The sequence below is a fragment of the Pseudarthrobacter sp. AB1 genome (assembly GCF_014926485.1).
GTDB lineage: Bacteria > Actinomycetota > Actinomycetes > Actinomycetales > Micrococcaceae > Arthrobacter.
Genome location: NZ_PZKO01000031.1, coordinates 71,149 through 94,345, shown reverse-complemented (window position 1 = coordinate 94,345; position 23,197 = coordinate 71,149). Strand labels below are relative to the sequence as shown.

At 63.4% G+C, this 23,197-nt stretch carries 13 protein-coding genes and 4 pseudogenes; 5 read left to right on the top strand and 12 right to left on the bottom strand.

Annotated features, from left to right (window positions below):
- Position 1 precedes the first annotated feature (1 nt).
- The 7 genes and pseudogenes from DAD99_RS08620 to DAD99_RS21640 form a co-directional block, all read right to left on the bottom strand.
- On the bottom strand, positions 2–979 hold the full coding sequence (locus DAD99_RS08620) for an ABC transporter permease (protein WP_193341184.1): 978 nt from the start codon (positions 977–979) through the stop codon (positions 2–4).
- A 138-nt stretch (positions 980–1,117) separates the two neighbouring features.
- Entirely contained in the window at positions 1,118–2,791 is a 1,674-nt protein-coding gene (locus DAD99_RS08615; RefSeq protein WP_193341183.1) for an ABC transporter substrate-binding protein, read from the bottom strand.
- Between the two features lie 77 nt (positions 2,792–2,868).
- Positions 2,869–3,939, bottom strand: a complete 1,071-nt coding sequence (locus DAD99_RS08610; RefSeq protein WP_193341182.1) for a LacI family DNA-binding transcriptional regulator — start codon at positions 3,937–3,939, stop codon at positions 2,869–2,871.
- A gap of 230 nt (positions 3,940–4,169) precedes the next feature.
- Entirely contained in the window at positions 4,170–5,168 is a 999-nt protein-coding gene (locus tag DAD99_RS08605) for an aldo/keto reductase family protein (protein ID WP_193341181.1), read from the bottom strand.
- Positions 5,168–6,676, bottom strand: a complete 1,509-nt coding sequence (locus DAD99_RS08600) for a glycoside hydrolase family 32 protein (RefSeq protein ID WP_193341180.1) — start codon at positions 6,674–6,676, stop codon at positions 5,168–5,170. Before DAD99_RS08600 ends, DAD99_RS08605 begins: the two co-directional genes overlap by 1 nt.
- Before the next feature lie 258 nt (positions 6,677–6,934).
- Positions 6,935–7,276: pseudogene (locus DAD99_RS08595) on the bottom strand (substrate-binding domain-containing protein); the annotation flags it as partial.
- Between the two features lie 267 nt (positions 7,277–7,543).
- Positions 7,544–7,831: pseudogene (locus DAD99_RS21640) on the bottom strand (helix-turn-helix domain-containing protein); the annotation flags it as partial.
- Here DAD99_RS21640 and DAD99_RS08590 point away from each other — a divergent pair.
- The 3 genes from DAD99_RS08590 (at position 7,826) to DAD99_RS08580 (ending at position 12,166) form a co-directional block, all read left to right on the top strand.
- Complete coding sequence (locus DAD99_RS08590) at positions 7,826–9,145, top strand: MFS transporter (RefSeq protein ID WP_375372191.1); 1,320 nt, start codon at positions 7,826–7,828, stop codon at positions 9,143–9,145. The pseudogene DAD99_RS21640 and the gene DAD99_RS08590 sit on opposite strands and share 6 nt — an antisense overlap.
- Before the next feature lie 534 nt (positions 9,146–9,679).
- A complete protein-coding gene (locus DAD99_RS08585) occupies positions 9,680–9,853 on the top strand; it encodes a hypothetical protein (protein ID WP_193341179.1) in 174 nt (57 codons plus the stop codon).
- Positions 9,854–10,006: 153 nt separating this feature from the next.
- Positions 10,007–12,166 (top strand): amylo-alpha-1,6-glucosidase, encoded by a 2,160-nt coding sequence (locus tag DAD99_RS08580; RefSeq protein WP_193341178.1) that lies wholly within the window; start codon positions 10,007–10,009, stop codon positions 12,164–12,166.
- A 173-nt stretch (positions 12,167–12,339) separates the two neighbouring features.
- Here the strand turns inward: DAD99_RS08580 and DAD99_RS08575 are convergent, their stop codons facing one another.
- Together DAD99_RS08575 and DAD99_RS08570 are read right to left on the bottom strand one after the other, a co-directional pair.
- On the bottom strand, positions 12,340–13,704 hold the full coding sequence (locus DAD99_RS08575) for an MFS transporter (RefSeq protein ID WP_193341177.1): 1,365 nt from the start codon (positions 13,702–13,704) through the stop codon (positions 12,340–12,342).
- A 132-nt stretch (positions 13,705–13,836) separates the two neighbouring features.
- A complete protein-coding gene (locus DAD99_RS08570) occupies positions 13,837–17,703 on the bottom strand; it encodes a hydantoinase B/oxoprolinase family protein (protein WP_193341176.1) in 3,867 nt (1,288 codons plus the stop codon).
- A gap of 493 nt (positions 17,704–18,196) precedes the next feature.
- On the opposite strand from DAD99_RS08570, the gene DAD99_RS08565 reads away from it, so the two are divergent.
- Together DAD99_RS08565 and DAD99_RS08560 are read left to right on the top strand one after the other, a co-directional pair.
- Positions 18,197–18,976 (top strand): N-carbamoylsarcosine amidohydrolase, encoded by a 780-nt coding sequence (locus DAD99_RS08565; protein WP_164204721.1) that lies wholly within the window; start codon positions 18,197–18,199, stop codon positions 18,974–18,976.
- Between the two features lie 358 nt (positions 18,977–19,334).
- Positions 19,335–20,147 (top strand): IclR family transcriptional regulator, encoded by an 813-nt coding sequence (locus DAD99_RS08560; protein ID WP_193341175.1) that lies wholly within the window; start codon positions 19,335–19,337, stop codon positions 20,145–20,147.
- A 293-nt stretch (positions 20,148–20,440) separates the two neighbouring features.
- Here DAD99_RS08560 and DAD99_RS08555 read toward each other — a convergent pair whose 3' ends face one another.
- The 3 genes and pseudogenes from DAD99_RS08555 to DAD99_RS22280 all read right to left on the bottom strand — a co-directional run.
- A complete protein-coding gene (locus tag DAD99_RS08555; protein WP_227007815.1) occupies positions 20,441–21,244 on the bottom strand; it encodes an IclR family transcriptional regulator in 804 nt (267 codons plus the stop codon).
- Positions 21,245–21,575: 331 nt separating this feature from the next.
- A pseudogene (locus DAD99_RS22285) lies at positions 21,576–21,707 on the bottom strand (helix-turn-helix domain-containing protein); the annotation flags it as partial.
- A gap of 24 nt (positions 21,708–21,731) precedes the next feature.
- Positions 21,732–21,875 (bottom strand): annotated as a pseudogene (locus DAD99_RS22280) (recombinase family protein); the annotation flags it as partial.
- Positions 21,876–23,197 lie beyond the last annotated feature (1,322 nt).

Sequence of the window (23,197 nt, the reverse complement as noted above, 5' to 3'; positions counted from 1 at the left end):
CTCAGTTGCTGCGCACGCGCGGGTCGAGGCGGACGTAGAGGATGTCCACCAGAAAGTTCGCCAGCAGCACGGCGGCGGTGATGGTCAGGAACAGACCCTGCATCAGCGGGTAGTCGAGGCCTTGGACGGCGTTGAGGAGCTGGTAGCCAACACCGGGGTACGCGAACACCACCTCGGTGAGCAGCGCACCACCCACCACGAAGCCCAGCCCCATGCCGAAGCTCGTGACCGACGGGAGCATGGCGTTCCTTGCCGCATAGCGGAGCATGATGCGGCCCGGCCGGAGACCCTTGGCCTCGGCCATGGTGATGTAGTCCTCGGAGTTCGTGGCGATCATCGTGTTCCGCATGCCCAACATCCAGCCGCCAAGGGATACCAGCACGATAGTCAACGCCGGGAGTACAAGGTGCGCACCGACGTCGCCGATGAACTCCCAGGTAAACGCGGGCTCCAAACCGGCCGTGAACGCGTGGCGGATCGGGAACCAGCCCAGCACCACGCCAAACAGGTACAGCGCACCCATCGCGAGCCAGAAATAGGGGAAGGAACCGATGAACACCAGCACCGGCGGCAGCGCCGAATCGATCACGCCGCCCCGCCGCCACGCCGCCAGGATGCCAAGCAGATTACCCACGACGGCGGCAATCACCAGCGCGGTCCCGCCCAGCAGGAGGGTCCACCCGATCTGGGACGAGATGACCTCGGTGACCGGCGTGGGGAAACGGGAGATCGAGACGCCCATTTGCCCCGTGAACACGTTGTGCAGGTAGCCGATGTATTGCTCCCACAGGGGCCGGTCATCCACGCCGAGCAGCTTGCGCAGCGCCTCGATCTGTTCAGGCTGCATGCGGTCCTGGGAGCGGGCGAACATGCGGGAGACGGGGTCGCCGGGCATAAAGCGCGGGAGCAGGAAATTCAGGGTGATCGATGCCCAGAAGGCGATCAGGTAGAAACCCAGGCGGCGAAGGATAAAGCGCACGGTTTCCCTCCATTTCGGGAATTGCGGAAAGTTTGAGGCACGCCCGGCGGGGTTGACCCTCGATGCGGCGAGGCGCCGCCGGGCGTGCAGTTCAGGGCTGGTCGCCGGGGATGCCGGCGACCAGCGCACTGGGAGTAGCTACTTGCGCGGTTCCAGCGTGGTCAGAACCAGGACAGTGGTGGGTGCACGGACCGAGAGGGTTGCGTACGGGTTGTCCTGGGTGGGCCAGCCGGTGAAGCGGGTGTCGTTGAAGGCACCCCATTCCGGGCCGGAGAAGAGCGGGACCAGCGGAGCGGCGTCATTGTACTCTTCCTGCAGCTTGTTGGCGATGTCCTTCTGCTTGGACTCGTCGGACTCGGCCGCGAACTCGGCCAGCAGGGCATCAGCCTTGGTGTCGCCGAAGCGGTGGTAGTTGTCGAAAGTCTTGGTGCCTACTGGCTTAACGCTTGCGGTGCCCATGGACGTGTTGAAGTACTTGTACGGGCTGGGTTCGTTGGCACTCCAGACGATGCCGGAGTCGAAGTCGCCGGTCTCGTAGCCAGCCACCACGGCAGCCCAGTCCGGAGAATCAACCTTGACCGTCACGCCAACCTCAGAAAGGTTTTGTGAGATCACATTGGCCACGGACAACCAGTCAGAGGACGTCGCACCCACGGAAATCTTGAACTCAAACGGCTTGCCGTCCTTGAGCGTGCGCTTGCCGTCAGCACCCTTGGGGTAGCCGGCCTTATCCAGGAGGTCGCTTGCCGCCTGTACATCAAGCTTGGTCCAGGTGCAGTTGTCCTTAACCTCGTTGCTCTTCCAGGTTTCGTAGTTGCCGGAGAGTCCCGTGCAGTCGGCCGGCTTGGCATAGCCGCTCATGCCGATCTTAGTGACCTGATCACGGTCCACAGCCATGCTCAGCGCCTTGCGGACATCAACATCGTTGAATGGGGCCTTGGTGGTATTGAGCTGCCAGTTGATCATGGCACCCGTGGCCGGGAACCAGTACTGACGGTGTTCCGGATCCTTGGAGACGAACGTCTTTTCAATGTTCGGAATGTACTGCGGAGCCCAGTCCACGTCGCCGTTCGCGGCAGCGAGGTTCGCGCCGTCGTTCCCTGCGAATGCGAGCATCTTAATGCCGGCGATCTTCTGCTTTTCCGGCTGCCAGTAGTTGGGGTTCTTCTTCAGCACGAAGGACTGGGCCTGGAAGCTGTCCACCTCCGTGTACGGTCCGGTGCCCACCGGCTTGGCGTTGGCGTCCTTTTCCGGATCGGCCAGCGCGGACCAGATGTGCTTGGGCAGGATGCTGAGCTGGCCGACGTCGTGCAGCGCGGGGGACCATGGCTTGTTGAAGTTGAACGTGACCTTGTTGCCTGCTGCCGTAACGCCGTCGAGGTACTCGTAGCCGCCCTTAAGCTTCTTCTGCAGCTCGAAGGTGTAAGCCACGTCGTCGGCAACGAACGGCTGGCCATCGGACCACTTCACCCCGTCACGCAAGGTGAAGGTGATGGACTTTCCGTCCTCGGCTGCCTTCCAGTCGGTGGCCAGCCACGGCACGGTGTCTCCCTTGGCCGGGTTGAAGATCAGGAGAGACTCGTAAATGGACTGCTGGACCATCGGGTTGACCGTCGGTGCAAACGGGTTGAAGTTCTGCACGAAGGTGCCCATGTCCTCACGCGGGATAGTGAGGAACGCGCTGGCGTTAGCCGCGGCGTCGGTGCCGCCAGATTTGTTGCCGGTGGCCGAGCAGCCGGTCAGCAGCATCGCGCCTACCGCCAGTCCGGCCGCGGCAATGCGGGCGGACTTGAAGAATTTGGGTTGTGTCATGATGGGTTATCTCTTTCCTGTCTTCATCAGCAAGGTGAAGGGTGGGTGGGGTTTGCTCTTCGACGTTGATTTCGCGGTCAGACCGAAGAGCGTTCTACCAGCGGACAGTCGACCAACTGCTGGTCGGCAGTGATCGGCTGTCCTGCTGTAAGGGCGGCGAGCGTCTGGACTCCCAGAGCGCCCATCTTTTCGAACGGCAACGCAACCGTGGTCAGCTTGGGCCTGAGGTAGGCGGCAATGAGTTCCTGGTTGTCGAAGCCGATCACGGCGATGTCCCCGGGGATGGCCAGACCGCGTTCCTTGATGGCGTCGTAGGCGCCCATGGCCATGCGGTCATTGAGGCAAAAAAGGGCGGTTGGCCTGTCCTTGGCGGGGTACCGGTCAAGGATGTGGCAGGCAGCGTCGTAGCCGCCGTCGGCCGTCGCATACCCGGCCATCACCAGCTCCGGATCAAGCTCCAGGCCCGCGTCGGCCAGGGCCTCCCGGACGCCCTGCAAACGCCCAACAGCTGCCGGGATGCTCGGATCCAGGTTGATCACACCGATCCTGGTGTGGCCGGCCCGGAGGAGCCGTTCGACGGCGACCCGTCCGCCCGCCCGTTCGTCAGGGACGATCGAAGGCAGCTTCCCGTCCAGGTCGAAACAGTTGATAAGCACCGAGGGCACTTCGTGGGCGCTTCGGGGAACATGTACGCCGCGGTGGTGCGTTGCGGCGTACAGCAAACCTTCGACCCGCTGTTCCAGCAGCTTCTCGACGGCGGCATCCTCCATGCCCTGGTTGGGGCCGGCCTCAACACCCTGGTCCGATGGGGCGATGAGGAGGAATCGGCGGTCAATCCAGGCCTGGTCCTGGGCGCCTTTGATGATGTCCACTGCGAAGGGTGCGGTGACGATCTCGGTGACGATTCCGTACCAGTCGCTGCGCTGGGATGCCAACGCCCTCGCCCCGGCATTTGGACGGTAACCCAACGTCTGAACCGCGTCGGCGATGCGGGTCCGCGTCTCTTCCGAGATGCTGGCGTTTTCGCGGTTGCTCAGCACGAATGAAACAGCCGTCCGGGACACTCCGGCATGCTTGGCGACGTCATTCATGGTGACGCCACGCTGCCTTGCAGTGCCGGCCTTGTTTGGGGAGGTGGTTTTCGCCATTGAATGCTCCGGTGTTCGGTCGTTGTGCTGGGTGATGCCAGTACTAACGGGTTTAGAGTCTGTCGGTTTTGCCGCAGTAACCCGCGTTACTAGCGGGCTGTGATCCAAGTTACTCGCGTTACTTCCGGGTGTCAACAAATTTTCGTGTCGATGGGTGTGGGCTTGGGTTACGGAGTGCGGCTAAGCCGGAACATCCAGCGCCGCCGTCCCTGGTGGGCCCGCAGGGCGGTTCAGGGACGGTTCTTGAAGGATTCGACTTTGCCCGGGTCTCTTTCGATCACGGGGCCGAGGATGTCTTCGATCCTCTGGAGCAGTTCAGGGTCGAGTTTGACTCCTGCGGCCTGGACGTTGTCTACAAGCTGCTCGGGCCGGGATGCTCCGACGATGGCTGCTGAGACGTTGGGGTTCTGCAGTACCCATGCGACAGCGAAGGCTGCCATTGACAGTCCGGTCTCTTCGGCCAGGGGTTTCAGTTGCTGGACACGGTTAAGGATGTCCTCGCTGAGAAAACGGTGGTCGTTCTTGAGGTCGCCGTTGTCGGCACGGAAGCGGGAGCCTTGCGGAGCTGCCGCACCGGGGGCGTACTTGCCCGTGAGCACTCCCTGGGCGAGCGGAGACCAGCAGATCTGCCCGATGCCCAGTTCCTCGCTGAGGGGAACGATCTCCTGTTCGATCACGCGCCAGAGCATGGAATACTGCGGCTGGTTGGAGATGAGCTGGACGCCAAGTTTGTTGGCAAGGGCCACTCCGGACCGTATCTCGTCCGTCGTCCATTCCGACACCCCGATGTAGTGCGCTTTCCCGGCCCTGACGATGTCGGCGAAGGCCTGCATGGTCTCTTCCAGGGGGGTCTCGTAGTCGTACCTGTGAGCCTGGTAGAGATCGACGTAGTCGGTTTGGAGCCGGCGAAGCGATGAGTTGATGGACTCCATGACGTGCTTGCGGGACAGGCCACGGTCGTTCCGGCCCTCCCCGGTGGGGAAATAGGCCTTGGTGAAAATCTCCACGCTTTCACGGCGTGTTCCTTTTAGCGCCTCGCCCAACGCTTCCTCGGCCCGGGTGCCGGCATAGGCATCGGCCGTGTCGAAAGTGGTGATGCCCAGGTCCAGTGCCTGCTTGACGCATTGCGTCGCAGCGGCCTGATTGATCTGCTCACCGTGAGTGAACCAGTTTCCGTAGGCGATTTCGCTTATGTATAGGCCGGAGGATCCCAGCTTGCGGTGTTCCATCAGGCTTTTTCACTTCCAAGGTCGGTGAGTTGGAGCGCAGCGTCGACTGTGCCGCTGGCGGAGTAGAGGGAGAGGGATGTTTGGGCGGCACCGGGGAAGATCAGTTCGGTCACGGTGACTAGCCCAGCGTTCACGAAGACTTCCACCGAGCAGTGGTCAACGAAGACCTGCAGGGTGTAGCTCCCGTCCGGTTGAGCAGTAATTGGGGCGCGGCTGGTGGAGGGAAAGGCTTCATGGAAGCCCGTGTCACCGGAGTTGGTGCGGTCCACTATGAGTTCTCCGTTTCCGGGGCGGATCCCGATCCGTGTCCCGACCGTGCCGTCGGCTGACCCCCGTACCACAAGGCCGAATTCCTCGGCACTACCGGGTGTGAAGGTGATGTCAACGAGCTGCACTGCCGCGCCGCCCTCAATCGGTGTCGGGCCGTCTACGATTACCCGCTGCACGGGACCGGGTTCCGAAGTTGCTGTCCCTTCCGGCACGGGTTGCTGCACGAGCCGGGGTTGCCCGTTCACGGAAACGAGGGACACATCCCGGACGAGGCTCATGGGGCTGCGCCAGGGCGAGGTGGGAATGTGGTTGGCATACTGCCAGTTGTTCATCCAGCCGATCATCAGCCGCCGGTCGTCCGGGACATTGCTGAACGAGACGGCGGCGTAGTAATCACGGCCCCAGTCCAGCCACAGGTAGTCGGTTACGCGCTCCGGGTCCTGCATCCCCTCGGTGAGGGTTGTCTCGGAGCTGAACGTGACGCCGTCGAACTGTCCCACAAAGTACTGGCCTGCTGATCCGCCGTTTGGGCCCCCCGGGTTCATGTTCACCGTTAGGACCCATTTCATGGCCGCAGCATCACCGTCCAGCGGCAGCTCAAAGAGGTCCGGGCATTCCCAGATCCCACCGGTGCCGTTTGCGGGGCCGAAGGTGCTGAGGTATTCCCAGTTCTTGAGGTCCTCCGAGCGGTAAAGCAGAACACTGAAGTCATGTGCTTCCACTGCCACCATCACCCAGTAGCTGCCGGCCGGGCCGCTGTAGCGGAAGACCTTCGGGTCCCGGAATTCCGGTGAGTGCCTGGTCAGGACCGGGTTGTGGGCGTACTTGGTCCAGGTGTAGCCGCCGTCGGTGCTCCACGCGATTGACTGGGCCTGGGTGCCCTGGTGGGGGGAACCCGGTTTGTACGCGCTCGTGTAGATGGCCACCAGGGGGGCCTTCCCCTCCGCGCCGAATCCGCTGGTGTTGTAAGTGTCCACCACGATGCTGCCGGAGTAGATTTCCTCGGTGTCATCGCAGGGGATCGCCACCGGTTGTTCCTTCCAGCTGACCAGGTCTGTGGAGGTGGCATGGCCCCATGACATGTTGCTGTGGACGTTTCCGAAGGGGTTGTTCTGGTAATACAGATGGTAGATGCCCTCGTGGAAGACCAGTCCGTTGGGATCGTTAAGCCACGTGTCCCTGGCGGCATAGTGCATGGCTGGCCTGTAGGTCTCACGGGTGGAGGTGACGCTGTTCATTGTTCTCGTTTCATGGCCGTGTGTGAGGTCCGCGGACCTGTGGAGGCGTGCATTGGCGTGCAGGAGTAGCCCGGTCTCCGACAGGCTGCCCCGGGGCAGGGGTGCAGGAGACAGTTGTTCAGGAGCTCATTTTTGGGCGTACTCCTGGCGGGCGGACTTGAAGAATTTGGGTTGTGTCATGATGGGTTATCTCTTTCCTGTCTTCATCAGCAAGGTGAAGGGTGGGTGGGGGTTTGCTCTTCGACGTTGATTTCGCGGTCAGACCGAAGAGCGTTCTAGCAGCGGACAGTCGACCAACTGCTGGTCGGCAGTGATCGGCTGTCCTGCTGTAAGGGCGGCGAGCGTCTGGACTCCCAGAGCGCCCATCTTTTCGAACGGCAACGCAACCGTGGTCAGCTTGGGCCTGAGGTAGGCGGCAATGAGTTCCTGGTTGTCGAAGCCGATCACGGCGATGTCCCCGGGGATGGCCAGACCGCGTTCCTTGATGGCGTCGTAGGCGCCCATGGCCGTCGCATACCCGGCCACCACCAGCTCCGGATCAAGCTCCAGGCCCGCGTCGGCCAAGGCCTCCCGGACGCCCTGCAAACGCCCAACAGCTGCCCGGTGAGCAACGCCGGAGAGCGGTTCGGATCCCTGATCAATAGTGGTTTCCGCCATTGAATACTCCAGTGGTCTTCGTTGAACTGGGTGATGCCAGTACGGAGAGATTTGTAGTGGTGTTCCTAGTAACCCGCGTTACTGAGCGCGCGTGATCTAGGTTACCCGCGTTACCTCTTCAGTGTCAAAGAGTTTTCTAAGTTGAGGGTCGGGCAAGCTGGTTATACGGCGAGAACCTGCCGACTTGGGTGTGCTTCGCCAAGGAAACCTTTAGTTACTTCCACTTCTGTTGTTTGAACGCCGATAGCGGACCTTCCGTCTAGCTGCCGCGGTCCCAGCCAAGACGTGGTGGCCGCACGGCAGGGGAGTGGTTTGCTCGACCTTGGCGTGGCGCAGGTATTGGTAGACCGTTTTCCTGCTGATGCCGTAGTCATGGGCAAGGGTGGCTTTCGGAATGCCGGTGCCGGCGCGTTGGACCAGTTCGGCGGCTCGTTCCGGTGTGAGGGTCTTTTGCCGTCCTTTGTAGGCGCCGCGCTGTTTCGCCAAAGCGATGTGGTACGGGCCTCTTTTGCGGGGACGGTGGTGGAGTGGTTTGACTTTGCCATCTACGGCTACATGGCAACTCATATTGCCGCGACATTCTTCTCATCCAAGGATCCGGTAACGGGTCTGCTGGAGACGTTCGCCGTGTTCGCTGTGGCGTTCGCGCTGCGGCCCTTGGGCGGAATCTTCTTCGGACGGCTGGGCGACCGTCTTGGACGTAAAAAGATCCTGGTGCTGACCGTCCTGCTCATGTCCGGATCTACGGCCGCTATCGGGCTTATCCCAAGCCACGAGACGATCGGTATTTGGGCCGCCGTCCTGTTGGTGCTTGCCCGGTGTTTGCAGGGCTTTTCCGCCGGCGGCGAATACGCGGGCGCCACTATCTACGTCGTCGAGCAAAGCCCCGACAGGCGCAGGGCCCGCTACTCGTCCGCCATGTCCGCGGCGACGTTCTCCTCGTTCGCCCTCGCGGCTGGACTCGGAGCGCTGCTTAGCTTCTTCCTGCCTGCCGAGGCCATGGGTGATTGGGGTTGGCGCATCCTCTTCCTGCTGTCCGTGCCGATGGGCCTGATCGCCTTCTATATCCGTGCCAAGCTCCATGAGTCCCCTGAGTTCCAGGCGATGATCGATGATTCCGCCTCCCGGCCGTCCCCGTCCTTGGGAGCGGTCTTCCGCACTCAGTGGCCCGCGATGCTGCGCCTGGGCGGGTTCGTGATGCTCACGGCCGTCTCCTTCTATATCTACTCCACATACATGTCGACCTTCCTGATCAAGGTTGTCGGCCTGCCCCAGCACCTCGCGTTGTTCTCGAGCTTGATCTCGCTGACCCTGGCGACGGCGCTTGCCCCCGTCATGGGCCGCGTCTCGGATCGCATCGGACGCCGCCGCACCATGCAGACCGCGGCTGGCCTGGTCGCTGTCCTCACCATTCCGGCGTACATGATCGCCGAACAGGGAACGTTCGCAACCGCCGTTGCCAGCCAGCTGCTCATAGGACTGGGCGCCGTGACCGCTAATGTGGTGACTTCGGTCCTGATGTCGGAAATGTTCTCGACCGACGTGCGCTTCGCGGCATCGGGCACCTGTTACAACATCACGTACGCGGTGTTCGGCGGCACGGCACCCTTCCTGGCGACCTGGCTGGTGGCCGGGACCGGATACTCGCTCTCCCCCGCGATCTACGTCGCAGCCATCGCCGTCGCATCATTCCTCGTCGCTACGTTCCTGATCCCCGAGACCGCCGGACGACCCCTGCGCCGCTACCACGACGACCCCGTTCCCGCCGAGCCCGCGCGCGCCGTGGCCTCCCAGACGGTGCCGGGGGCCTGAGGTCCGAGAGGACGAAAATGGCCGGCCCAATGTCAGGACCCGCCCGGGTCCGGACAGCGGGCCGGCCGTCCCTTTTTAGTCGCGGTTGCCGCCCAGCCGGTCGGTGACCTTCGTCGCGGCCAGCACACGACGTTGCCCAAGTCCGGCGCTGGTCCGGGGAGATTTCGGCCGTGCGGCGCCGACAGCCGAATACACCCCCGACGGCTCCTCTGTAGTCGCGGACCGGTGTAGAAAAGCCGCACTCCTGACGGTCCGTGAAGTCGTCACTGAACGCCCAAACCCCAAGTGCGGGCCAGGCTCAGTGGGGTGCGCTCTAACATCAGTTCCAAAGCGGGGGGGCTGCTGACCGGGCTGGGGCGGAATGCCGGGGCCGATCACGATGGCACAGATCCGCCGGTGGATGACATGGGCGGTCGGCGAGGGCCGGTAGAGCGGGAGGTGTTCATGCCGCCAATGATCTCCGGCTGAAGCGAATGGCTCCCGGGCTCCAAGTGTGGCAACGGCTCAGGGCCACCAATTTTCCCGTACCGGCGGGTGATTGAGGGATTCTGGCTGGTCAGTTTTCTGAGTAAACCTGGCCTGTTCAACGCGGTCATCTTCTTTCTCATCGCGGTCATGTTCGTGAAGAAACGCCAGCACGGCCTTCGCGGTCACAGGATCCTGGTCGACGGGAGAAAAGGCATCTGCGTGGCGTTGCGCGCGTCGTAGCGGTGATCAACTCTTTCGTGACCCTTGGAGGCCCTGCTCTGGCAACCGTGAACCGACGGGCGTAGCGTTCGAATTGAACGACGGCGGCGGTCGTAGCCTGACCAGGGACCGGCACGCTGGCCGTATGGTGCCAATCCGTTTGAGGAGCCGGAAATGGCTGGATGGAATGCTGATACGGCGGCCGGGCCGCTGGGCGCCGGGACGATCACGTTGGTGGAAGGTTCGTCTTTCTGCATCTCGCTGCCGAATGGGGACATCCAACCCGAGCTGCCGCACGGGGTCTTCTTCCAGGACACGCGTATCCTGTCCCGCTGGAGCCTTACCGTCAACGGCCAGCTGCTGGAGCCGTTGGCGGCGGAAACGAAGGAACCTTACCGGGCGTTGTTTGCGGGCCGTGTTGCCCGTTCTGACGGGTATGCGGACAGCCCGCTGCTTGTGGAGCGGCTGCGCGAGGTGGGTGTCGGCATTACAGAGGAGATTACGGTCTGGAACTACTCGCTGGATCCGGTCGAATGCGTGGTCTCGCTCAGCGTCGAAGCGGATTTCGCCGATCTGTTCGAGGTCAAGGAGGCGCGCATCCTCCGGCACTGGGACGAAACCCGGCAGCCGGACGCAGGTTCGCTGACGATCAGGGGCACTTGGCAGGATGCCCGCAAGGGGATCGTCATCAACGCGGACGGCGCCGACTACGTTGGTGCGGACGCCCTGGCATATCGCACAGTTGTCCCGCCGCACGGCCACTGGAGCACCGTGCTAAGCGTGATGCCTGCCGTGGACGGAACCGGCCCGGCTGCACCGTTTGTTCATCCGGCACCGGGCGATATCTCTCCCCGGGACCGGCGCCGGATGGAGTGGGTGGCGAGGATTCCGGTGCTGCAGATGGGCAACCGTTCCATCGAACGCACCCTGCAGCGCAGCTACGACGATCTGGGCGCGCTCAGGATCGAAGACCCCGACCACCCGGACCGGGTGGTGGTCGCCGCCGGGGCACCATGGTTCATGACCCTGTTCGGCCGCGACTCACTCTGGGCCTCGGAAATGGCTCTGCCGGTAGACCCGTCCCTGGCCCTGGGCACGCTGCAGACGCTGGCCGACCGCCAGGGCCAGGTGCTGGACCCGATGAGCGAGGAGGAACCGGGTAAGATCCTGCACGAGGTCCGGCTCGGCGTCTCCAGCGGACTGTCCTTGGGCGGCAAGCCGGAATATTATGGCAGCGTCGACGCGACCCCGCTGTTTGTGAGCGTGCTCGGGGCCGTCAGCCGCTGGGGCTTCGCCAAGGAGACCATAGCCGCCCTGCTGCCGAACGCGGACCGGGCACTGGACTGGATCCGGGACTACGGGGACCGCGACGGCGACGGCTTCGTCGAATATGAACGCCTTAATAATCGGGGGCTGATCAACCAAGGCTGGAAGGATTCCTGGGACGGGATCAACTTCGCCGACGGCACCTTGGCAGAGCCGCCGATCGCCCTGTGCGAGGTCCAAGCCTACGTCTACTCGGCGTACATGGCGCGTGCGTGGATGGCCTACGACGCCGGCGACACGGCGGTGGGTGACGAGCTCACCGCCCGGGCGGCAGAGCTGAAAAAACGGTTCAACGAACAGTTCTGGCTGCCCGATCGCGGGTACTACGCGATCGCGTTGGATAAGGACAAGCGCCCGGTGGATGCTTGCGCCTCTAATATGGGCCACTGCCTCTGGTTCGGTCTGGTGGATGAGGACAAGGCACCGCTGGTAGCCGAGAAGCTGATGTCCCCGCAGATGTTCTCCGGTTGGGGCGTTCGCACCCTGGCTTCCGACATGGGGGCTTACAACCCTGCGAGCTACCATAACGGCTCGGTCTGGCCGCACGACAACGCAATTATTGCGGCCGGCCTGGTGCGCTATGGTTTCGTGGAAGAAGCGCAGCGGATCGCTACGGCCCTGCTGGAGGCGGCCCGGTACTCGGAGGGCCGGCTGCCCGAACTCTTCTGCGGCTTCGACAGGGAACGGTTCACCCAGCCGGTGCCCTATCCGACGGCGTGTTCGCCGCAGGCATGGGCCGCGACGGCGCCGATCCTGCTGGTGACAAGCCTGATGCGCTATGACGCGCATGTATCCCGTGGCGGTCTGTGGCTGGACCCGGTACTGCCGGAGGCCTACGGCGACCTGCACATCACCAATGCCCCCATGGCCGGTGGCCGGATTACCATCGACATTTCCGGTTCCACCACCTCCGTCCAAGGGCTGCCCGAGGGCATGGCGCTGCACCGCGGGCACCGGCCGTGGATGACCGAGCTGGTGGAGCAGGCCAAGCTGCGCAAGGAAGCTTAGCGGAACGAGCGGCCCGTCAGCCCTCTTCGGCAACCTCGGCATGCCACCTTCTGCTCAGCAAGGCGGGGAAGAGGTGCAACCTGCTTATTGAAGTCATCCGCCCGGCGGGAACTCTCTGGGTTTCATGGAGTTCCCGCCGTGCGGATGGTGTTTGTGGTGCGGGTTGGTCCCTGTCAGTCCGTGCGGACCTTGCTGGGGTCCACGTTCCGGGCGGCAAAGATGAGCAGGCCGGAGGCAAGGATGGGGAGGACGCCCCACCATAGGGTGGCGTTGATCCATCCGGCTCCGGAGGCGAGGGCGGCGGTGATGAGCAGGCCGCCGATGATCGCTCCGACCTGGCCGGAGGCGTTGATGATGGAGGCGCCCGTTGCCCGGGTGTGGACGGGGAAGCTTTCGCCGGTGAAGAACAGCAGGGCGGAGAAGGGTCCGATGAGGAAGAACAGCCCGGCGCTGTACAGCGCGATGATGAGCGGGAAGTTCCCGTTCGGTGCCTGGAGCATGGTGAAGAAGGAGGCGGCGCACAGGATCCAGCCGATCCCGATCGCGTTGCGGCGCCCGATCCGGTCGCCGAGCCAGCCATGGAACAGGTAGCCGGCGAAGGCCGTGGCATTGGAGATGATGAGGACCAGCAGGGCGTTGTCGAACTCGATGTTCTTGCCGTCCGCTGCGGTAAGCAGCGACGTGCCGAGGATCGCGAATGCAAGGACGCCGAGCCAGTTCAGGAGGAAGGCCCCGCCAATCGTCAGGGTGGACCGCAGCGACTCCCCACGGAAGACCGAGACGAGTGGGCTGGCTTTCTCCGAGACGTCGATTCCGTATTTGTTACCGAGTTGCTGTGCCTCTTCCACCCGGCCGTCCTTGATCATCTTGTCGATCTGGTGACGGTGGGCGAACTGGGGGCTCTCCTTGAGCCAACGTCCGGCGAGGACGATGAAGATGGCGGGGAGGGCGGCCACGACGAAGCAGAGCGCCCACCCGCCGATGGGGAACAGCAGGTAGACAGACCCGGCAGCCAGGACGGAGCCCACCGGCCAGCCCGACTGGACGAGCGAGTAGATGAGACCGCGGCGGCGGGCCTTGGCGGGATCGCTCTGGTGGGCAAACATTTCGTTGAGGTAGGCCGCGTTGATGGCCTGCTCGGCGTAGCCGAGGCCGGCCAGTGAACGCACGAGGACCAGGAAGACGAGTCCAAGGCCGGCAGCGAGGCCGACAACCCAGCCGACAGTGGCGGTCAGCAGGGAGGCGACGGCGGCACCGACGACGGCGATCAGGATGCCCTTGCGGCGGCCGATCCGGTCGACGATCGGGCCGATCGCGAAGGCCACGAGGGCAGTGCCGGCGGTGACCCAGGTATTGATCCCCGTGGACTGGGCCGCGCTCCAGCCCAGGTCTGCGGCCAGCACCGGCAGGAGGTTTCCAAACAGGACGAAGTCGTAGACGGCGAAGGTCCAGGCGAAGAAGCATATCCAGGTGGCCAGCCGGACGTCTTTGGGGGTGACGTCTGACTCGACGAATCTGGAGAGTGGGGCAGTGGACATGGCGGTTCCTAATTCACGGGGATGGGTGGGTGGTGTGATGAGGATGTAATGAGTACTGAAAGAGGGGACGGTCTGCAGGCCAGACTCGCAAACCTGGCCTGCAGACGCCCCCTCAACGCAGGTGTTCGTAGATCAGCTGACGGTGCTGAGCTCGGAAACCGGGATCTCACGGCGTCCGGCGGTGGCCTCCAGGTCGACCGCGAGCTGGCCGTTTACCTGCTTGAGGACCACGCCGTAGTCCCGGTCGGCTGCCTCGGCGGTTGTGAAACCGTCCAGCACGTCCTCGAGGACCTTCAGCGGGTCCCGCTTGTGCGGGTCACCGAAGCCGCCACCGCTGGGCACTGTGATCTGCAGGGAGTCACCGGCCAGCAGTTGACGTCCGGTGACCTTGGACGGCCAGGACTCCTCGCCCGCCCGGCCGACGTTCTTCACCAGCGAGCCGTTGAGGCCCTCATGGCCGCCGAAGGCGCCCCACGGAACGTCCGACTCGTGGCGTTCACCCTCGCAGGTGATCGCGGTGTCGGTCAGGAACGTGTTCTCCCGGACGATGCCGATGCCGCCGCGGAACTCGCCGGCCGCCCCCGGCTCGGAACGCAGTTCGTAACGGTCCGTGCGCATCGGGAACCGCCACTCGAGCTCCTCGATCGGGTTGTTGCGGGTGTTGGCGATGAGGTTGTCCACTGAGTCGGGCCCGTCGCTGGCCGCGCGGCCACCGTAGGCGCCCTCGTTGACCTCGAGGTAGACCCAGTACTCGCCCTGTTTCTCGTCCCATCCTGAGTAGGAGATGAAGTGGATGTGGGCGGAGTTGCCGGCGGTGACGCGCTCGGGGATGACCGGGGCGAGTGCCCGCAGCGCCAGGTCGACCGCGCGCTGTACCTGGGAGAACCGCGAGAAGGTCGCCGCCGGGTACGTCGGGTTGAAGATGGTGCCCTCCGGGGCGATGACCTTCAGCGGCTTTAGCATGCCCTCGTTCTGGGGCACAAACACCGGGAAGGCGACCTCGTCCAGGAATATCATCCGGGTGATGAACGTGAATGCCGAGACGGTGGTCCCCTCGAAGGCGCAGTTATAAGCGGTGGGCACCTGTTCGGAGGATCCGGTGAGGTCGTAGGTGATCTCGTCGCCCTCGATGATTACCTTCACGACGATCGGCAGTTTCTTGCCGTAGTTGCGGCCGTCGTCGTCCAGGTAGCCGACTTCGGTCTCGTAGACGCCGTCGGGGATCTTGGCGATCTCCTGGCGCAGCATCCGCTCCGAGTAGTCGATCCAGCTCTGGCCGGCCTCGCGGACCGCGCCGAATCCGTACCGCTCGATGAGGGCGGTGTAGCGGGTTTTGGCCAGCTCGCAGGCGGCGATCATCGCCTGGAAGTCGCCCTCGTTGGAGGTGGGTGTTCGGGTGTTGTTGAGGATGTGCCGGATCAGCGATTCTTGGCGGACGCCTTTCTCGGAAATCTTCACCGCCCGGAAAATGGTGCCTTCGGACTGGATGTCCTGGATGTCAACCATCAGCCCGGAGTATGCCCCGCCGTTGTCGATGAGCTGGCCCGAGGCGCCGGCGAAGCCGACGAGTTCCCCGGCGTGGAAGATCGGTTCGATGATCGCCACGTCGGGGGAGTGCGTGGCGCCCAGGTACGGGTCGTTGTGCAGGATGATGTCACCGTCGTGAATGTCATCGCCCAGGACCGAGATCACGCCCTTGACGATCTTGGGCATGGAGCCCATGAACATTGGTGTGGAGTCGGACTCGGCCAGCACGTTGCCGTCCTTGTCGAACAGGCCCGCACCGAGGTCCTCGGACTCGCGGATGATCGAGGAGTAGGCCATGCGGAACAGCACCGAGGCCATTTCCTTGGCTGCGGAGTTCAGGGCGCCGCCGATCACGCGCATCAGGATCGGGGTGGCCAGTTTCTCGGCGCTCTGGGCGGCGGCCGGGCAGTCGACGACGAGGTTGCCGGCCGGGTCCACCGTTCCGGAGAATCCCGGCGGAATGACTGTGGTGGAGTCGTACTGCTCGATGATGGCGGGGCCGGCGAAGGTGGTTCCCACGCCCATCCTGTCGCGGTCATAGAAGCCGGTATTCAGGGTCACCGGCTTGCCATCCTGTTCGAAGGTCACCGGGCGGGTTTCGACCAGGGCGTCCTTGAGGGAACCGGACTTGATCGCTTCCGGCGTGGGCAGGTCATCCATTAGGGCGCTGGCCTCGACACGGATGTTGATGACTTCCACGGTGCCGTTCTTGAAGCGGTGTCCGTACTCTTCGAAGTGGGCGTCGTGGAAGGCTGCCTCGGCCTTTTCCAGCCATGCCTGGTTGACCGGTCCGGCGGGGGCGGTGAAGCGGATCTCGTATCCCTGGCCCTCGTAGCGGGCGTCGGCGAGCCATTCGAGCTTGCGGCGTGCGGCCGGGACGTCTTCGGAATCGAGTTGGGCGTTGGCCTCGCGCTCCAGCTGTTCGTAGGAGCCCTGGATGGCGGCAGCGTCCGCGTTGGCGAACGTGAAACGCCGGGTCGCGACGAACTCGTACTTCTCGTCGGTAGCCAGCAGGCCTGTGGCGGCCATGATGCCCGGGTGGGCCGGGATCAGCACCTTCGGGACCTCCAGTTCAGCGGCGATCTCGCAGGCAAACAGTGCGCCGGCACCACCGGCGGCGACGAGGGTGAAGTCGCGCGGGTCGTAGCCGCGGCGTACGGAGTTCTGCTCGATCGCCTGGGTCATGCCGAACTTCTGGATCTGCAGCGCGCCGAGGGCGGCCTGGTCCACTGACATGCTGAGCTTTTCTGCTAGCCCTTCCATGGCCTTTCGGGCGCCCTCGAGATCCATGTCCATTCCTGAGCCTGCCAGGACGCGGTCAGGGCGCATGCGGCCCAGCAGCACCTGGGCGTCGGTCGATGTCGGCTCCGTGCCGCCGCGGCCGTAGCAGACCGGTCCCGGGACGGCGCCGGCCGACTGGGGACCGACGCGGAAAACCCCGCCGGCGTCGACGTAGGCGATGGAGCCGCCGCCGGCACCAATGGTGTCGATGTCCACCATCGGGACCATGGCCTGGTGGTCGCCGATCTTGGTATCCAGCAGGTGACGCATGCGCAGCTCACCCTGGTAGGCCACACCGATGTCCGCCGACGTACCACCGATGTCCAGGGTGACGACGTTCTCGAAGCCGGACTGGCGACCGGCCCACATGCCGCCGATCAGGCCGCCGACCGGTCCGGACATCATCAGGGTGACGGGCCGCTTAGCGGCTTCCTTGATCGGAACCATGCCGCCGGAGGACTGCATCAGCAGGATCTCCCGCTTGTATCCCAATCCTTCGGCCTGCTCCTGCAGGCGGTAGAGGTATTTCGAGACCCGGGGCCCGACATAGGCATTTAGCGCTGTGGTGGAGAATCGCTCATACTCCCGGTACAGGGGCACGATTTCGCTGGACAGGGACAGGTACGCTTCGGGGAATTCTTCCGCGACGATCTCCCCGATCCGCTTCTCGTGGTCCGGGTTCAGGTAAGAGTGCAGCAGGCAGACCGCAATGGCCTCAACTCCGGCCGCCTTTAGTTCGAGGACGCGCTCACGGACCTCGTCCTCGTTCAGGGCAACCAGCACGTCGCCGTTCGGAGCAGTGATGCGCTCCTTGACCGTGAGCCGATGACGGCGCTTGATCAGGGGCTTGGTCTGCCACGGCAGCTCTTGCTGCAACGAGAAGTTGTACGGCTTCTTATGACGGGCGATGTGCAGGATGTCCCGGAAACCCTCGGTGGTGATCATCCCGACCTCCGCACCTGTGTGCGTCAGCGCGGTGTTCGTAGCCACCGTGGTCCCGTGCACCAGCTGGTCGATCTCGGCAAGCGAGACACCGGCCTTCTCACAGAGCTTCTTGATGCCGTTGATTACGGCCTCAGACGGGTCGTGCGGGGTGGACGGAACCTTCTCCACAACGGCGATGCGCTGGGTGTCGTCCGAGAAATACAAGTCGGTGAATGTACCGCCGACGTCTACTCCGATGCGCTTCATAAGGGGGTCCTTTCGAAAGTTTGGTTCAGGACTGGGTTGAAGGGAAAGGCGGGGGCCTCTTTGCCTGGCCCGCTCTCACCCGGGATTGGAAGCTAGTCCGCTGGGCCGGGGGTCCGGTCCCGCAATCCGATGTGCTTCAGCTCACATCGTTGCTTAGTAAGCAATTTAGTTCCTTTATGAACAACATGCAATGGTTGGCGAATCTTTTTTTCAGGCGCCCCCTTTGCCTGCAGGCCGGGTGCTGCGGGTGGTCAAAGGTTGACCCCCACTCGCTTTTGGATAATTCGCCTTGCTCCGAGTTCATGCTTTTCAGAAGGCGGCGGCCGTGGTTCCCTTGGCCGACGCGGGCCTGGAAGCGAATTCCGGCAATCTCAGAAGAGGGGTTGTATGTTGCACAAACAGCAACTAGTGTGATGGCACAGCAACAAAATGCTCCACTGCAGCAAGCTTGTTGCTTCCTGAAACACAACAGATCGAGAGAGTGGAGAGAACCATGACAGCAGAGACAGAGACGTTCAACGACATCGAAGCCCGTCTTGCCGCAGTGCTGGAGGAGGCGTTCGAAGCAGGCACGGACATCTACAACGAGCGAGGCTTCAAGCGTCGGATCGGCTACGGCAACCGCCCCGCCGTCATCCACATCGACCTCGCGAACGCCTGGACCCGTCCGGGCCACCCGTTCAGCTGCCCGGGCATGGAGACCATCATCCCGAACGTCCAGCGGATCAACGAGGCCGCGCGCGCCAAGGGCGTCCCGGTCTTCTACACCACGAACGTGTACCGCAACCGCGACGCCACCTCCGGGACGAACGACATGGGCCTGTGGTACTCGAAGATCCCCACGGAGACCCTTCCGGCGGATTCCTACTGGGCGCAGATCGACGACCGCATTGCGCCGGCGGAGGGCGAGGTCGTAATCGAGAAGAATCGCGCCTCGGCGTTCCCGGGGACGAACCTCGAGCTCTTCCTGACCTCCAACCGCATTGACACCCTGATTGTGACCGGTGCGACCGCGGCCGGGTGCGTGCGCCACACCGTCGAGGACGCGATCGCGAAGGGCTTCCGCCCGATCATCCCCAGGGAGACCATCGGCGACCGCGTCCCGGGCGTCGTGCAGTGGAACCTCTACGACATCGACAACAAGTTCGGTGACGTGGAGTCCACGGATTCGGTGGTGGATTACCTGAACCGCCTCCCGCAGTTCGAAGACACGGTCCCCAAGACCCTCTCGGATCCCCAGCCCGAGGTGGCGTGCCCCGCAGATCCGGCCTAACCCGCACCGCACTCTCGGAGCCCCGCGGTCCGGCATCCCCGGGCCGACCCGACGACAGCCGGCACCCCTCAGCGGGTGCCGGCTGTCGCCGTGGACGTCCATCCGCCGGAGAACGACATCCAGTACCTTAACAACACGCCCGACTTCGCCGACACTGTTCCGACCTCGGCGATCCCGGTCGCCACCAGCCGTCGTGGCCTGGGCATATCCTCATCCCACAGCGCGGTCGCGGGATCTCCTTGGCCACGCTGCAGCGTGCCGGGAGAGGCGTGACCGGTCCTCCCACAAGAGCTTGGATGGGCACACCGTACGATGGCTGCTACAGTGACTGCGCTTAGCCCCTGGAGAGGGAGAACCCATGCTGGACCCACAAACAACCACTGATAAACCGCAAGGGGCGGCAGCATCGCTGCTCAACGGTCTTACAGTTCTCGAAGCCTTCTCCGTCGCCAGGCGTTCCCTCCTGGGCGTCACAGAGATCTCCGAGCTCGTAGGCCTGCACAAGAGCACGGTCTCCCGAATGCTTACCGGCCTGGACGAAGCCGGATACGTGCAGCGCGACGACGAAACCGGACGATACCGCCTCGGGCTCGGAATGATCGGCCTGGCCGGACCACTGCTGGCCGAGCTCGGCGTCCGCCGTGCCGCCCTGCCGCACCTCGAAGAACTCACAGAGGCCACCGGTGAGACGGCCGCGATCGCCGTCTGGAACGGCACCAACGCGATTGTTGTGGAACAGACGGCCAGCCCGCACCAGGTCAAGCACAGCGCGGCGATCGGGACGCGCTACAACAAGTTCGCCAGCTCCTCCGTCCGAGTGTTCCTCGCCGAACTGCCGACCGAGGAGACCGACCGTCTGCTGGCCGGCAGCACGGTCCTGCGAGAGGGTTATCGGGGTCTCGCTGACCCGGCCCACGAACAGCTCGCCGGCGTACGGGACCACGGCTTCGCCGTCAACGACGGCGAAACCACCTACGAGGAATACGGCGTGTCGGCCCCTGTGCGGGACTACCGGGGTGCAGTCGTCGGCTGCATCACAGCCAGCGCGCCCCGGTCCCGAGTGCAGTACCAGCAGAGTCAGTCGACCCTCCGCGAAGCCGTGCTACAGGCCGCTGAGCGCGTGTCGACTCGGCTGGGCAGCTTTCCGGGGGAGACGCCTCCAGCGCGCTGACGGCCACGACGGCTCTCCTCTGGGGAAACAGACCCGGCCTTTGCATCCAGCATCCCGTGTGAGGGAAGTCTGAAGGATGCGCCCGGGCAGGATCCGATGGGTCTGCGAGCCGTTTTCTTCGATGGTCTGTGAGAGCAGGACAGACGGAACTTCAGGAAGGCCACCCCTAGCTGGCCGGCAGGTGCTTCTTCTGAAAAACTTCATCCAAGTGCTACAGCGGGCCGTCAGGGCCTTCCGATCAGAAATGCCGTCGGCAACACGATGCTGACGTTCGCCTAAAAAGCGTGCGTGAATCAGGCCGGAAGGGAAGCCGACCAGCCCAAGCGGGATGATACTTCCGATGCAGCATGCAGTACGGCTTGAACCAGAGTGTCCCTGGCGGCGTCTTTGTGCACGCGGGAACGGGGAGCGGATGCCGTGATGCAACCAACCACCTTGCCTCGATAATCCCGAACCGGGGCGGAGACCCCAAACTCCTCCTCGTTAGTCGAACCGTCGTTAACGGCGTATGCCTGACGGGCGACTTCCTGCAGGTGGCGGGTGTGGTCCAAGGGCAATCCATCTCCCGCTGTGCGTAGAATCCGCCCGGATTCGATCAGTTCGGTCGCGAGGGCCGGCGCCAGCTCCGCCAGGAAAACCCGCACCGAAGAGCTCTCGAATTTGTTGTACCGGGTTCCGATGGTGGCAGTGTGTTTGACCTGGTACGGGCTGGGAACCTGCTCCACGACGATGGCCTCGTGACCGTTCCAGACCGAGATTGCGCTGGTCTCTTGAGTGCTCTCAGTTAGCTGCTCCAAGTACGGAACCGCAGCGCGGCGGACATCCAGGTCTGCCAGGAGAGGTCCGGACAACGCAAGGAGGCCCAGCCCGAGTCGATACCGTCCCGTCTCCTCATCCCGCTGGACGTATCCAGCTTCCGTTAAACCGGCAAGAATGCGTGAGACGGTGCTCTTGTGAAGGCCAACGCGCTGAGCAACCTCGGTCACACCAAGAACCGGTTTTTGAACGGAAAAGGCTTCCAGCACAGCGAGACCATTCAACAGCGACGCCGCAGCTCCTTGGGCCTGTCCGTTCTCCTGCCTCGGCCTGCCTGCCATCTGCATCCTTTCGTGCGGCGTGACTGTTCGGACACTCTTTTGGCCATCATATGTCGCAAACCGGGTGAAGATACGGAAGATGCGGCGGACTGTTCTGCTACCTCCTCACCCTAATCTCAGGGCGGTACCGTCGGACTGGCGGGTGGCTGAACTGGGCGAGCTCGGTTCCCGGGGGCTTCTCCCGAGCCACTTTGGAACGCTGCCGAGCCATAAGATGCAGGGTTTACTCATGCAACTACCACGACCAAGGCAGGATGCCGATAGTGGCCCTTCCGTCAAGCTACGGCCACAGGGGCTACCAGCACAACGACGGCGCCGGTGGGGGAGCGGTTCACTCCAGCTGGGCGTGGCGCAGGTACTGGTAAACGGTCTCCCTGCTGATCCCGTAGTCACGGGCAAGGACGGCTTTCGGTACACCGTTGCCGGCGCGCTGGGTCAGCTCGGCGGACCGTTCCGGTGAGAGCCCTGATGAGGGAGCGCTCGGTTCGGCGAAGGCACCCATGACGGAGAGCATGAGGTTGGCCATGGGGGAGTACTTCCCGGTGAGGAACAGGTTCTCTTTGACGAACTCCACCCGGACGCCATTGTGTGTCAGGCCCTGGACAAGCGCACGCAGGTCATCGAGGTTCCGAATGGAGGCCGTCTACTGGCACCGCAGCAGGGACTCTAGGCTCAACGGCGAAACCATCACCCTGTGGGTGTCCCTCGCCGTCGTCTTGTTCGGGTCGGGGCAACAGCCGCTGGGGTCCACATTGGCTTCCAAAGTGTCGCAGAAGACGCCCAGCTGCCGCGGGCTTTAGGCCAGACCGCCGAGGTGGCGGCCAGGTCCAGTTATGCGTTTGCCCGTACGGCACCGTCGGAGATACGGCGACGGTGAATTTAGTGTAATGATGTCGGGTGACGAGCACGCCACAGGCTTTTCCAATTTGGCGGCCTGAATAGCTGTTTCCCGCGCTAATGTCAGCTGGGTTTCCTTGTCGGCGGGGTCCTGGACTAATAGATCAGCGATGATCGTTTGCATGGTTCTATCCCTCCCATTCGATCGTCAAGACCGGGTGTTGTTCAGTGTTATTCGTTCAGGGCTGTTGGATACTATCGGTGTGCTCAGGGGAGCCGATTCAATAATGTGCGCCCGGTTATAGGGATGCGGATCGCGAGTTGCTTGCAACGGCTTTTATCGCTGGGATCCGTCGGGTACGACCGTTTCTGAATTTCTTCCAATGTCTTTGCTTCATGGGGTTGCTGTCCTGCCTTCGGATGTGCTGAGGGGGCAGGGCGGCTGGTTTGCTTCGGGGCCGCTGAGCCGGCCAGTAGAGGTAGTCGCATTTTCTGGACCTGGGAGTCTGGGCCTCTCAGCGCGTCAAGGCCGCAGCTTGGCAAAATGGGCTCTCGCTGAGGGTGCCAAGTCAAACACAAGGGTCCAGTGGGTCTGCGTTTCGCCCAGTTGTGGCACGGTTTCCCCATGCTCTAGGTAGCGAAATGGCATGGGGTCGTCGGCCGGCCGCCACCAACCGCTTATTGGCGCAGGGTCACCGCTTGTGGCGGTGGCACGGACGTCCTGGTGCTGGTGCACGTGCTGATTTGCGGCTGGCATCATGGCCTCGTAGTTCCTAAGTGCTGCGGTCGTGTAAAACATAGGATTCAAAGGTTCCGCCCTGCAGGGCGGCAGGATCCACCCACCTGAACTGCCCCGGTCTGGCGTTTGGGGATCCACCAGTGGCTAAGCGCTTGGCTCCGCGCTGGCGGGGGTTACGTGCCGGCTTATCCAGATTTCAGTCCGTTTCCGGTCCGTTGCAGTAGTGGCAGTCCTCTTCGCAGCCGTCCTGCGACATGGCTGCATCCATCCTTAAGCTGGAGGATGCAGACCAATTCCGGAGGGTAGTGCTTGCCGGCCAGGGGAGCAGGCGGGCAGCTCCTCGGTCCAGAATGCCGGGCACGCCTGCAGGGGAATGA

Bases quoted from the DNA above. Each gene is read 5' to 3' on its own strand.
- DAD99_RS08555 (WP_227007815.1), bottom strand. From the start codon at position 21,244: ATGGCAGGCAGGCCGAGGCAGGAGAACGGACAGGCCCAAGGAGCTGCG.
- DAD99_RS08580 (WP_193341178.1), top strand. From the start codon at position 10,007: ATGGCTGGATGGAATGCTGATACGGCGGCCGGGCCGCTGGGCGCCGGG.
- DAD99_RS08570 (WP_193341176.1), bottom strand. From the start codon at position 17,703: ATGAAGCGCATCGGAGTAGACGTCGGCGGTACATTCACCGACTTGTAT.
- DAD99_RS08560 (WP_193341175.1), top strand. From the start codon at position 19,335: ATGCTGGACCCACAAACAACCACTGATAAACCGCAAGGGGCGGCAGCA.
- DAD99_RS08575 (WP_193341177.1), bottom strand. From the start codon at position 13,704: ATGTCCACTGCCCCACTCTCCAGATTCGTCGAGTCAGACGTCACCCCC.
- DAD99_RS08565 (WP_164204721.1), top strand. From the start codon at position 18,197: ATGACAGCAGAGACAGAGACGTTCAACGACATCGAAGCCCGTCTTGCC.
- DAD99_RS08615 (WP_193341183.1), bottom strand. From the start codon at position 2,791: ATGACACAACCCAAATTCTTCAAGTCCGCCCGCATTGCCGCGGCCGGA.
- DAD99_RS08610 (WP_193341182.1), bottom strand. From the start codon at position 3,939: ATGGCGAAAACCACCTCCCCAAACAAGGCCGGCACTGCAAGGCAGCGT.
- DAD99_RS08605 (WP_193341181.1), bottom strand. From the start codon at position 5,168: ATGGAACACCGCAAGCTGGGATCCTCCGGCCTATACATAAGCGAAATC.
- DAD99_RS08600 (WP_193341180.1), bottom strand. From the start codon at position 6,676: ATGAACAGCGTCACCTCCACCCGTGAGACCTACAGGCCAGCCATGCAC.